At 41.8% G+C, this 11200-nt stretch carries 15 protein-coding genes; 11 read left to right on the top strand and 4 right to left on the bottom strand.

Annotated features, from left to right (window positions below):
* Positions 1-107: 107 nt before the first annotated feature.
* From PHP90_RS12415 to PHP90_RS12405, 3 genes are read left to right on the top strand one after another with little or no spacing between them, the layout of a single operon-like run.
* Positions 108-1199 (top strand): cache domain-containing protein, encoded by a 1092-nt coding sequence (locus PHP90_RS12415; RefSeq protein WP_299930462.1) that lies wholly within the window; start codon positions 108-110, stop codon positions 1197-1199.
* Positions 1196-1858, top strand: coding sequence for a response regulator transcription factor (locus PHP90_RS12410; RefSeq protein ID WP_299930459.1), 663 nt, complete (start codon positions 1196-1198; stop codon positions 1856-1858). The genes PHP90_RS12415 and PHP90_RS12410 overlap by 4 nt, the downstream gene beginning before the upstream one ends.
* Complete coding sequence (locus tag PHP90_RS12405; RefSeq protein ID WP_299930456.1) at positions 1845-3038, top strand: HAMP domain-containing sensor histidine kinase; 1194 nt, start codon at positions 1845-1847, stop codon at positions 3036-3038. Before PHP90_RS12410 ends, PHP90_RS12405 begins: the two co-directional genes overlap by 14 nt.
* Here the strand turns inward: PHP90_RS12405 and PHP90_RS12400 are convergent.
* Both PHP90_RS12400 and PHP90_RS12395 read right to left on the bottom strand, forming a co-directional pair.
* Positions 3007-3900, bottom strand: coding sequence for a DMT family transporter (locus tag PHP90_RS12400; RefSeq protein ID WP_299930453.1), 894 nt, complete (start codon positions 3898-3900; stop codon positions 3007-3009). The genes PHP90_RS12405 and PHP90_RS12400 overlap by 32 nt on opposite strands.
* Positions 3893-4468, bottom strand: a complete 576-nt coding sequence (locus tag PHP90_RS12395; protein WP_299930450.1) for a TetR family transcriptional regulator C-terminal domain-containing protein — start codon at positions 4466-4468, stop codon at positions 3893-3895. Before PHP90_RS12395 ends, PHP90_RS12400 begins: the two co-directional genes overlap by 8 nt.
* Positions 4469-4610: 142 nt before the next feature.
* Between PHP90_RS12395 and PHP90_RS12390 the strand changes: the two genes are divergently transcribed.
* From PHP90_RS12390 to PHP90_RS12360, 7 genes are all read left to right on the top strand, one after another.
* On the top strand, positions 4611-5150 hold the full coding sequence (locus PHP90_RS12390) for a hypothetical protein (RefSeq protein ID WP_299930446.1): 540 nt from the start codon (positions 4611-4613) through the stop codon (positions 5148-5150).
* Positions 5151-5190: 40 nt separating this feature from the next.
* Positions 5191-5655 carry a hypothetical protein gene (locus PHP90_RS12385; RefSeq protein ID WP_299930443.1) on the top strand — a complete coding sequence of 155 codons (465 nt, stop codon included), beginning with the start codon at positions 5191-5193 and terminating at the stop codon, positions 5653-5655.
* Positions 5656-5920: 265 nt separating this feature from the next.
* Positions 5921-6106 (top strand): hypothetical protein, encoded by a 186-nt coding sequence (locus PHP90_RS12380; RefSeq protein WP_299930441.1) that lies wholly within the window; start codon positions 5921-5923, stop codon positions 6104-6106.
* The gene (locus PHP90_RS12375) at positions 6096-7202 is read left to right on the top strand and encodes an LPO_1073/Vpar_1526 family protein (RefSeq protein ID WP_366141124.1); all 1107 of its coding nucleotides are present in this window, start codon (positions 6096-6098) and stop codon (positions 7200-7202) included. The genes PHP90_RS12380 and PHP90_RS12375 overlap by 11 nt, the downstream gene beginning before the upstream one ends.
* Before the next feature lie 113 nt (positions 7203-7315).
* Positions 7316-7816 (top strand): hypothetical protein, encoded by a 501-nt coding sequence (locus PHP90_RS12370; RefSeq protein WP_299930435.1) that lies wholly within the window; start codon positions 7316-7318, stop codon positions 7814-7816.
* Positions 7817-7980: 164 nt separating this feature from the next.
* Positions 7981-8523, top strand: coding sequence for a hypothetical protein (locus PHP90_RS12365; protein WP_299930432.1), 543 nt, complete (start codon positions 7981-7983; stop codon positions 8521-8523).
* A 55-nt stretch (positions 8524-8578) separates the two neighbouring features.
* Complete coding sequence (locus PHP90_RS12360; RefSeq protein WP_299930429.1) at positions 8579-9100, top strand: GNAT family N-acetyltransferase; 522 nt, start codon at positions 8579-8581, stop codon at positions 9098-9100.
* Positions 9101-9115: 15 nt separating this feature from the next.
* On the opposite strand, the gene PHP90_RS12355 is transcribed toward PHP90_RS12360, so the two are convergent.
* Positions 9116-9829: a site-2 protease family protein gene (locus PHP90_RS12355; RefSeq protein ID WP_299930426.1), complete on the bottom strand. Its 714-nt coding sequence runs from the start codon at positions 9827-9829 to the stop codon at positions 9116-9118.
* A 3-nt stretch (positions 9830-9832) separates the two neighbouring features.
* Positions 9833-10750, bottom strand: a complete 918-nt coding sequence (locus PHP90_RS12350) for a DUF2167 domain-containing protein (protein WP_299930423.1) — start codon at positions 10748-10750, stop codon at positions 9833-9835.
* 148 nt (positions 10751-10898) lie between these two features.
* Here PHP90_RS12350 and PHP90_RS12345 point away from each other — a divergent pair.
* Positions 10899-11200, top strand: a 302-nt coding sequence (locus PHP90_RS12345) for a 5'-nucleotidase (RefSeq protein ID WP_299930420.1), incomplete at its 3' end; no start/stop codon positions are given.

Raw genomic sequence — 11200 nt, 5'->3', positions numbered from 1 at the left:
ATCGATTTACAGCGCAGCGGCTATGCCTATATAAAAATCCGATAACAAATCCGAAAAACAGTCTGTTATTTTATTTTTAAAAATTATAATAACGCACAAAGGTTAGCATGAGACTCTATCAGAAGTATTTAACATTATTGCTGTTGATATTGCTCACGATGATTGTCTATTTTTACGTGCAGAAGAAAGAGGAGTTTGTCAACCGGATCGATATTGTTCTCATGAACCTGCTGGACAAACAAATCGAGCAGGAGAAAGCGGAAAGTTTTGCGTTTGCGTTTGCACTGGCTCAAAACGAGACGCTGCAAACAGCTATCGAAACCAATAACACGAAGAAAGCGACCGAAATTCTCAAACAATACACCTCCACACTGGAGGTATTCAGCGGCTCCAAAGTCCATGCCCAAATCGTTACCAAAGATTTTATTATCCTCGCACGAAATTGGGAAAACAGCAGTACCGGACTGAGTATTAAAGCATATCGTCCTGATTTGGATGATATTGTCTTAACCCACAAGCCTCACCTCTCCTTTGAAGCCGCCAGACGTCTCGTACTGATCGCATCGATCCCGGTAATAAAAGACAAACACCTCATAGGTTTTATCGAAGTAATCCAAAAACTCGATGCGATGAAAAACTATTTTGCCAACTACGATATCGATCTTTTGGTCTTGATGGATGATAAATACAAAGATCAGGCCGTTTTGCTCAAAAACAATCCCCGCATAGAGAATATGATCGTAGCAAATGACGATGCAAACATCCATCATATCTCCTATCTCAAGCGTACCGGTTTAAACGGCTTATTGACGAACGGGGTTCTGGATGGGGATAATTATGTTTATTTTTCACGAGCGATTCTCAATGCCGACGGTCAGAACATAGGCTCGTTCGTGCTGGTTCTTTCCAAGAAAAAGATGAAACTTTTCAATGCGTTTGAAGAGGAGTTGGATACTTTTTTGACCTATTCGAGAAAAGATTTATACCTCTCGGTTATCAATCACGATCCCGCTGCAAACCTATGGAAAAATTATACGGCCGAGCAGCTCCTATCTTTGAAAAAGTGTGTCCATCCTGAGGATAAAACCGCACTCGAAGAGAGATTGCGAACCGATCTCGAGCACTACAGCAAAGATGAACTCATCTCACTTCTACTCGATACAAACTCCAATCAAAAATCCAGAGGACACATAAAATGAGATTGCTTTTACTCGAAGATGATGTTATTTTAAAAGACAGCATAGAAGAGTTTTTGAGTGCACAAAACTATACCGTCGACAGTTTTGAAAACAGCGATGAGGCATACGATGCCATTTTTTCCGTTGATTACGATCTGCTGCTGCTGGATGTCAATATTCCCGGTGAGTTCAACGGTTTTTCGCTGCGCAAGGCATTGGCGGACGAGAACAAAAACATCCCGACGATTTTCGTCACGTCTATGTCCAGTGCCGATGCTCTCATTCAGGGATACGCGCACGGATGCTGCGATTACATCAAAAAGCCGTTCGACCTCACGGAACTCATGCTCCGAGTACGGCATGCACTCAAATCCAACTGTTTTAAAACCCAAGAAGAGTTTCTCATTCTTCCCGATGATTACCGCTACAACGTTACGACCTATGAGCTGACCTGCAGCGGCGTACCGGTTTCACTCAGTAAAACCGAAAGTGAAATTTTAAATCTTTTTCTCATGAACCGAAACCGGATTCTCACTCTGGAAATATTGTATGAAAAAATCTGGGAAAACAATGTCGATGCGGCAAATGCTCGGGTCCAGATCAACAATCTGCGGAGAAAACTTCCGAAAAATCTGATTAAAAATATCTACGGATTAGGATATCGTCTTGATTGTCGATGAAAAAAAATTCGTTCGCCGTTATAGCTTGATCTATACGTGTATCGTCTCTTTCATATTGCTGGCTCCTTTGTATTTTTACGTAAAACACAAAATCAATATGCAGGAAGTGCGTACCGAAGTCGAGCTCAAATCGATCCAATCGCATATCATCAATGCGATGGATGCTTTCGGCAATAATCCCGACAGTACGTTCGAGTTTCCGAGATTCAATACCTATCAATCCGGTCTCTATTCCAACACTTTTTCGGCTATCTACACTCAGATTAAAGAGCCTCTCCCCTCATTTATGCCGGGGTATCACAGCGAAGGGCTGAGCCGTTTCCTCATCACCGCTCTTCCGCCCCAAAAGTATTTTTTTGCCGACTATCTCATTAGCGAAACGACCATATCCTACACCGATATTTTTCTCGAAGCAAGCGTGATCGCATTCGGTATTCTCGTCTTAATTCTTCTGTTATCGTTTTATTTTTTGAACAGCTTTTCCGTGCCGTTCAAACGTGTCAATGAAAAACTCGATGAATTCATCAAAGAGTCTATGCATGAGATGAATACGCCTCTGAGCATCATCAACGTCAATGTGGATCTCTATAACAGCATGTACGAATCCAATAAATATTTGAGCCGGATCAAATCCGCGACCAAATCGCTCGCGACCATCTATAACGACATGGATTATCTCATTAAACAAAACCGCATCGACTATAAAGATGAGATGATCGATTTTGAAGCGTTTGTAAAAGAGCGTGTCGAGTATTTTGAACTGATCTGTCAACTCAATAATATTACGTTATCCCTGCATGCCGCAACACGAACGCACATCCGGTTTAATCCGACGAAACTTCAACGCATTGTTGACAATACACTCTCTAACGCAATCAAATTTTCGCATAAAAACGGCAAGATCGATGTCTATATCCGGAAAAATGAAAATGGCGGAATCACCCTTGCGGTCCAAGACTACGGGCAAGGGATCAAACATCCCGAAAAAATCACCAATCCTTATTACCGCGAACACGAACATAAGACGGGATTCGGTATCGGTATGAACATCGTCAAATCGATCATCGATAAAAGCGACATCACCTTGGATATCCAATCCACCTTTCAAAAAGGTTCACTGTTTACCTACACATTCAACCGCTCTTTGGTTATCGATTCTGTACAGTCTTCTTCATATTAAACAAGATGACTGCCGCAAATGCCAACAGACACCCGATGAGCGTCGAAAGCTCCAATGCTTCACCGTACACGACCCAGCTCGAAACGATAGCCCCTACAGGGACGATAAACATATACACTCCCGTCCGGTGAGCTCCGACTTTACCCGCTGAGACGAAATAAAGGGCTGTACTGAACGTTCCGGGGATCAGCCCTATCAGGAAAATCGTGATCCAAAACGTCTCATCATAGGCTTCAAAATCGAACGGACGGTGCGGCAGTGCGAACATCATGTTGATCAATGCGGTAATACCAAAGACAACTACCGTATAAAACATCAGATGCGCTCGTTTAGCGGCTTTTTGTGCGATCACCGTGACCAATGCCCATACAATGGCACATCCGAGGAAATAAGAGCTCTCGACATTTAAAAATCCGAATCCTTCAAACGGCACTTTCAACAAAATCAATGCCCCCAGAATCCCGATGAACAGAGCTCCTAACTGTCGCATCGAGACGGTAATCCCTAAAAATAAGATCGAGAGGATATAGGTGAGTATCGGAGCGAGTGAGGTCACCATCGTACCGCCATAACCCGCCTGACCGTGAGAAAGCCCTGCGAAAAAGAGGTAGTTAAAAAGCGAAGTCAAAGCCCCCGCCGCAACCATGTACATATAGCCGATCCGATCTGTTTTCAGCGGTGTTTTGAGATACCAGATCACCGGAAGGATCGTGACAAACGAGATCGCATAACGCCAAAAAGCGGCGACCTGCGCGTTGGAATGCTCCGCTGCAACCTTGCCCGCCGTCCACGCGAACCCCCAAAAGAGCATCGCGATAATCATTAAAAGTATGTATTTGTTCGTATTTTTCGTATTATCCATGTTTGTAACTCTCAATGTAACTAATCAAACATTCAACGCAATCCAAATAGTCTTGAGAGTTGCCCGATGCTTTTGCCGAGAGGATCGCCCCTTCTAATGTTGATGTAGTAAAAAGTGCAAGTTTTGCCGTATCACAAGAGCGCAATTCACCGACACTTACCGCTTTATCAAAGATTATTTTGACACTCTGACGAAACTTTGCGTATATTTCCTTCATAGCCGTATTAAAATCTTCATCGATATTGGACATCTCTTGCACGATGTTTGCGACAGGACATCCACGACGAAAATCTCGTTGGTTAAGATCCCGTAAACCCTCAAAAAAATTCGCTAAATAATCTCGATCCCCTTTTGCTATTGCCAAATAACGTGTTCCAAATCGCTCTGCAATCTTCTCATTTATTGCCGCAAGAGCCATCTCTTTTTTATTTGCGAAAAAATGGTACATCGAACCTTTGTGCACCCCGGCATTGGCGAGGATATCGGCTAAAGCCGCCCCTTGATAGCCATGTGAATAGACCTCTTCGTACGTTGCGTCAATCAGTCTTTGTCGTGTGTTTTCTTTCATTTTATTGCTGTCACCTAAAGCTTTCCGCATCAATGCGGAAGATATATAAACGTTATTGTATCACACCCTCTTGACTATTTGGTCAAATCGTTTTATAATGCCACTTGACCGAACAGTCAACATCATCCAAAAAGGATTCCCCATGCCACTCATTCAGACCATAGCACCCGAAGATGCGACAGGAGAGTTAGCCAAAATCTACAAGGTTATCGAAGCGATGCGCGGAACCGTCGGGAATAACGCACAGCTTTTCAGTGTCAGCCCCGAGTTGCTCCGCCAGCAGATGGATTTCATCAAATATTATATGAAACACCCTACCCTTTCGATGCCGCTGCTCGCCGCAATCCGTATCATGGTCTCAAGTAGCGAAGAGTGTCAGTTTTGTATCGATTACAATACGGGAATGTTGATCAATATGGCGGGATGGACGTTTGATCAGGTAGCGCAAATGCGCAAAGATCCTGCATCCGCAAACTTGCCTGAACGTGAAATAGCGATGCTATTGCTGGCGATCAAAGCCATCCGCATTGCGCACTCAGTCAACGCGGATGATCTCGATAATTTGAGAGAGATGGGATGGAGTGATGGCGATATTCTCGATGCGGTCAATCACGCGACGCGGATGCTCTCAACCGATATTATTTTTAATACGTTCAAAATCGAAAATAATAATATACTCTAAAAATGCCTATGCCATTAAATAAAGTTTACAATGAGCACCAGTGGAACTGATACTGCTAACTCTCCACTCATGGTTCCGATGGCTGGTACTCATCAGTTTAGTCTATGCCCTCTATCGCGCCTATCGAGGGTGGTTGTACGAGAAACCGTTTACGGTATTTGAAAACCGTGTACGTCACAACACCGCAACGATAGCCCATATCCAGCTCATCCTCGGCGTATGGCTCTACCTCATCAGCCCTATCACCACATTTTTTATCCACCATTTTACTGACGCTGTCCATATTCGGGAAATTCGTTTCTTCGGAATCGAACACAGCTTCACCATGCTGATCGCGATTCTCCTCATCACCGTCGGCTCGGCACTGGCAAAACGAAAAACGTCTGACAGAGAAAAATTTAAAACCATCGCCATTTGGTTTACTATCGCCCTTTTACTCATACTCGCTGCAATTCCGTGGGAGTTTTCACCGTTGGTTAGCAGACCGTATTTTCGGGGGGTTTGAACCTTATTCGCTTACAATTGTAAGTTCCTCCCAATCATACAGATATAATCTCTCTTTAAATTAAAATCAACACGACATGTTCACAGATATGATTTTAAGAAAAACAGCATATAATATATAAAAATATGTCGATTTTTAAAATTTGGGTTGGATTTTTTTGATAATAGGACATTTGAATGTTCCATTATCTAGTGAATTTCAGGCAAAATGGTACATTTTGGGTATCAATAAATAGTTATACTTAACATCGAAAAAGGACATTCATATGAACTGGATAATAGAAAATAAAGAATGGCTATTTAGCGGAATTGCAATAGCAATACCTCTCACCATCATAGGCTGGTTAATTTCTTCGAGAGGAAAAAAGCAAGTTCAAAAAGGTGGAGATGGATCGACCAATATTCAAGTGGGTCGCGACTTTAAAGTTGGTAGTGGCAAACATGATGAGTAGGCAAAGTCAAAAAGGTGGAGATGGATCGACCAATATTCAAACAGAGCAAATGGTCGTACATGTCGGGATTGATGAGAAACGCGCAAGAGAAGTCTTTCAAGAAATGAACCTGCAGTTGAGGAAAGAATATTCTCAAGAAGCATTAGAGATTGCCAATGCTAGGGTCAATGAGTTCGAAAATAGTCTAATGCCTAAAATGGAAAAGGTTGATGGTGCGTTGGAAGCATTTGCAGATCCTAGCTTCCAATTATTGTTGGTTGAGGCACAAAAAACAGCTGCATCTACTGAAAGACCAGCTGACTATGACTTATTATCCGAATTGCTTGTACACAGATTTAAAAAAGGTAATAACCGCATTGCACGAGCAGGTATTAGCCTTGCTGTAGATATTGTAGATAAAGTTTCTGACGATGCTTTACTTGGCTTAACTGTGGCTCATTCAATAAGCAATTTTTTTCCGAGTAGCGGAAATATTCAGGAAGGATTGGATGTTTTAAATAATCTATATGGAAAAATTATCTATGGGGAACTACCCGCAGGGTATGATTGGCTCGACCATTTGGATGTATTGAACACAGTACGCATAAATTCATTTGGCAATCTAAAAAAGGTACAGCTATATTATCCAGAGATATTACACGGATATATTGATGTAGGTATAAAGAAAGATTCTGAAAATTATACTAAAGCAATAAAAATACTTGATAGTAATGATTTGCCTAAAGAGGTGTTAGTCGAGCATAGTTTTAATTCTGATTTTCTAAGAATTCCACTGCCTAATAGAGCTCAAATTGAATCTATTGCTTTGTCTCAACAGGTTTTACAAGATGGTAATGTAGTTGTTGTGTCTGTCATGTTGTCAGAAGGCCAAGTAGAAGCAATAAATTCTATATATGATCTTTACAGTCAAGATAATAGTTTAAAGCAAAAGAACATTAACCTCTTCATGGAGGAATGGGATAAAAGACCTAACTTAAAAGTCCTAAAAGAGTGGTGGGACAACATTCCTACTAGTTTTACTATTACCTCAGCTGGAAAAGTACTAGCCCATTCTAATGCTCAAAGGTGTGATAAGAGTTTACCACCAATGAATTAGATGCTTGAGATAAAAATGTATAACAAATCAAAGGAGACCAATCAAAAACCCGCAAGCGGCTTTTTGATTGCTCATTTTAAACGTTAGGTATATAAATTTTATAAAGGTAGAACATGAACGGTAGAGAAGTATCTTATAACTTTGCAAAATGGATAGCGATCTTTGGTTTGTCACCGCTTCTGTATGTGTTTTTTGGAACAATAACGTTCGCCTTTCTCGTTAATATTATTAACCGTTTAATAATCGCAGATATTGATGCTTTTCTCAATACTCACCAAATACTTTTTATGGCAGCAGCCTTGATAGGCTACTTGATCTTCTTATATCTCATTATCCGTCGCGAAAAAAGAAAAAATATTCAGTCTATAGATCAACCAAATAATAAATTTTTACTTGGCGTCTTTTTAATTTATATAGGTCACTTGGGTCTATTGTCATTTTATGCTTTAGTAATATATGGTATATTGAAAGGTCCTGGCTCAAGCTCAGGAATATTCTCTATTCCAATGATATTATGGATGCTGATTTTTTACACTATCGGTTTCAATATAGTAGCAAATCAAAGATTCTCAGAGATGTTGAAAAGAAAAAATGAAAAAGAAAGTTCTACCTAACAAATTTCTGCACGCCAATATGAACTCCGAACTCGGCTTTCAGATTGGTGCGTTTAAACGTTCCCTCGTTCCCAACGTCCTCGTTGGGAATGCAGACTAACATATACACTCCCAAGCTGGAGCTTGTGAGCGAGACAATATATCTACATAATAGGAGCAGTTTAATGAAATATGTCATTGCTTTTTTCAGCTTAATCATCTTCTCTACGCAACTTTATTCTGATGAATTAACGCCCAAAGAGGCATTCCTAAAGGAACGTGCGTATGAATTCATGACCGAAGGATGGGGCGGTGAGAAAATTCATGGCATTTTTGCTACTCACGATGTCAACGGGTTCTTCCATCGAGTCGGGAAAGTGAAAAAAGAAAGCATTCGCTTGATTAAGCATGAAGACAATTCCTCGGTAAATGACGAGTTACATAATTACCAGTACGATGGAATGACAGTTTCAGTTTATATAGCCCGCTTTGGTCTCGAAGAAAAAATCATGGTTGATGACGTTGTCATTACTAACCCGAATTGGCCAGTGAAATATGGTTTGGTGGTGGGGACTACGAGAAAAAAAATTGAAGAAACTTTGGGAAAAAGTATGACGACTAGCTCTCACCGCGAATGGAATTATGGTGATGGCCTAGCAGAAGTAACGTACTTTTTTGATAACAACGATAAGGCTATCTCAATCAAGTGGCATGCAATGATTGATTAAATAAACGACGAGCAGCCTAACTTCTTAAAACCCCCGATATGCTACAATCCAATCCATGAAATTCGCTCACGCCAAACCTAACGACATCCCTACCCTAACCTCCCTCCTAAACCGCTCCTATCGCGGTGAGAGTTCCCGCGCGGGATGGACGACCGAAGCTGACCTCCTCAGCGGGAAACGGATCGATGAGGCGGGACTGACGCAACTTCTGAATGACCCTGATTCTCTGATTTTGATCGCTCGATCGGATGAAACGATCCTCGCTACACTCCATGCCCATCGTGAAAATGATACCGTCCATTTCGGACTGTTCGCCGTTGAGCCGACCTCTCAGGGGAGCGGGATCGGAAAAGCGCTGCTCTCCTACGCGGAATCCGAAGCACAGAATCAGTGGGGAGTCAATACTGCCGTCATGGAAGTCATCACACGGCGCAGTGAGCTGATCGAGTATTATGAACGCAGAGGCTATGTCAGGACAGGTGAGATGATCGCGTTTCCCGAATCGGATTTATGGAAACGAGAGGTCGATTTTCTGGAAATGGCGGTTCTGAGTAAAAACTTGGTTACAGACTCTTAAAAAATCGTATATGTTTTAGTATCCTCTACCCAGTACCTGATGAATGTTATAGGTCATTGCCGATAAGAAGACAACAAGACCGATGTAATACAGACTATACGCCAGTCTGTTTTCAGCACTAATCGCATAGTAGCGTTGGTTGTTTTCATCTTGCGGATCATAATTCCATGCAAGCTTTAATTGTGGAAATGCCAAGATTGCTACGACTAGCAACATCGGACTGGGAAAATAGAAAAAGAACCCTAAGAGCATCGGTACACCTAAGAACCAAATCCTCGGAGTTAAAACGGCACTGATTCGACCACCGTCAAGCGGAGAGATAGGAATCAGATTAAACAGATTGATAAAAAATCCTGAATACGCCAGTGCAAGCAATAGATTACTATCATACGTTCTCGACAGATAATAGACGACCAATGCCCCAAGTGTACCGACAAACGGACCTGCAAAACCGATATAGGCCTCGTTCTCTACATCTATCGGTTGTTCTTTTAGTGCGATCCATGCCCCGACAAAAGGGATAAACGTGGGTGCACCGACATCCAGTCCACGTTGTCTTGCCGCAATAAAATGTCCCATTTCATGGACAAAAATCAGCAATACGAATCCGATTGCATACCACCATCCGAATATAAACGAATACGCGACAATCGAAATAAGCATGCTGCCTCCGGTTAATGCAACTTTTCCAAGTTTTCCGGCGGCGAGAAGAGCCAATAATGTCTTCATAGATTATAATTTTTCCGTTGTATCGATAGTGGAAGCAGTCTCATTTTGCTTCTTTTTAGACGCCCATTTTTTATACCAAAGAGTCCCTCCGAAAAGTGTCAATGCAATTACCTTGGCAAATTTCACGAAAAATGCGGCGGCTAGCGCTATCAATCCCAGTTTCTTTGCCGCAACACCCGTAATCAAGGCTGCCAAACCGTATTCAGCAATTTTATCCGTATCAAAATTGACATCACTGTATCGTTTGCCATCAACAAAATGAAGTTTATCGATCAACATTTTACTCGTCGGCTTCAGCGATTCGATCGACGAAAGAGAAGTAATCATATTTAGTCCTATATATCCTTGACGTCCTAACACGAGAGTGTTGTAATTTACCCCCTGGGCCTGATCGTCTTGTACACCTTTTGCTTTGGTGGCTACCGACCAAATAACCTCATGATTGTCTCCATAATACATCGGAGTCTGTACCCATCCTGCCACATCGACTTCCGGCATATGTCTTTTTACACGTTCTTCATTAATTTGTACGGCATTTTCCTTCATCTGCTGAAGCATCTCATCAGTCTTCCAGTTCTTGGCATCATCATCTTTGATATAACCTGCATTGTCATAATTTACCGTGATAAACCACCACGTTTTCATTTCCTCAGGCATGATCATCCCTGCGAACCCCTCGGATACGGGATTCCCCATCGCACGCATAATATTGGAGGCTTCAGGGTTTGGTATAAAAATGAACTTTTCCGGTAAATCAAGCTCAGCTTGGTCAAATACTTTGATTTGTTGCGGTCCTTTTTGGATCACTTTTTCCGCTGCCTCAAAAGCCGTTTTTATCTCCTGTTCATACGCTTCATCACCAAACAAAGGTAATAGCAATAACATAAATATTGCCACTATTTTTCCAACATACCAATTCATTATTTCCCTTTTTTTGCCAATCAAAACCAATGATTAACTATTTTTAATAATATGAATTACTATATCTATTTTAAAATAAATTTATTCTAAAATTCATTTTAACCAAAAGATTGGATACAATCTCTGCAAACAGTTAGAGGAACTTTCTATGGCACTCGATCTCTCAGATACCCTCGTCGTCGGCGTCACAGCAACGGCATTGTTCGATCTCTCTGAAGAAGATCGTGTCTTTAAAGAACAGTACCTCAACGACCCGGATACGGCGATCGAAGTCTATCGTCAGTATATGTCGGAACGGGAAAACGAACCTCTAAAAGCAGGTACGGGATTTCCGCTCGTCAAAGCGCTTCTCGAACTCAACCGTTACCAAAAAGCGGGGGATACTCCGCTGGTCGAAGTGGTGATCATGTCACGCAACTCTCCCGAAACGGGACTTCGGGTACTCCATAC

This window comes from Sulfuricurvum sp. (genome assembly GCF_028712165.1).
Lineage (GTDB): Bacteria > Campylobacterota > Campylobacteria > Campylobacterales > Sulfurimonadaceae > Sulfuricurvum.
Note: the sequence above shows the minus strand (reverse complement) of the source record. Positions and strands in the feature narration are given on the sequence as shown.

Coding starts and splice junctions, on each gene's coding strand:
- PHP90_RS12415 (WP_299930462.1), top strand. CDS start 108: ATGAGACTCTATCAGAAGTATTTAACATTATTGCTGTTGATATTGCTC.
- PHP90_RS12400 (WP_299930453.1), bottom strand. CDS start 3,900: ATGGATAATACGAAAAATACGAACAAATACATACTTTTAATGATTATC.
- PHP90_RS12375 (WP_366141124.1), top strand. CDS start 6,096: ATGATGAGTAGGCAAAGTCAAAAAGGTGGAGATGGATCGACCAATATT.
- PHP90_RS12355 (WP_299930426.1), bottom strand. CDS start 9,829: ATGAAGACATTATTGGCTCTTCTCGCCGCCGGAAAACTTGGAAAAGTT.
- PHP90_RS12410 (WP_299930459.1), top strand. CDS start 1,196: ATGAGATTGCTTTTACTCGAAGATGATGTTATTTTAAAAGACAGCATA.
- PHP90_RS12350 (WP_299930423.1), bottom strand. CDS start 10,750: ATGAATTGGTATGTTGGAAAAATAGTGGCAATATTTATGTTATTGCTA.
- PHP90_RS12360 (WP_299930429.1), top strand. CDS start 8,579: ATGAAATTCGCTCACGCCAAACCTAACGACATCCCTACCCTAACCTCC.
- PHP90_RS12380 (WP_299930441.1), top strand. CDS start 5,921: ATGAACTGGATAATAGAAAATAAAGAATGGCTATTTAGCGGAATTGCA.
- PHP90_RS12365 (WP_299930432.1), top strand. CDS start 7,981: ATGAAATATGTCATTGCTTTTTTCAGCTTAATCATCTTCTCTACGCAA.
- PHP90_RS12390 (WP_299930446.1), top strand. CDS start 4,611: ATGCCACTCATTCAGACCATAGCACCCGAAGATGCGACAGGAGAGTTA.
- PHP90_RS12370 (WP_299930435.1), top strand. CDS start 7,316: ATGAACGGTAGAGAAGTATCTTATAACTTTGCAAAATGGATAGCGATC.
- PHP90_RS12395 (WP_299930450.1), bottom strand. CDS start 4,468: ATGAAAGAAAACACACGACAAAGACTGATTGACGCAACGTACGAAGAG.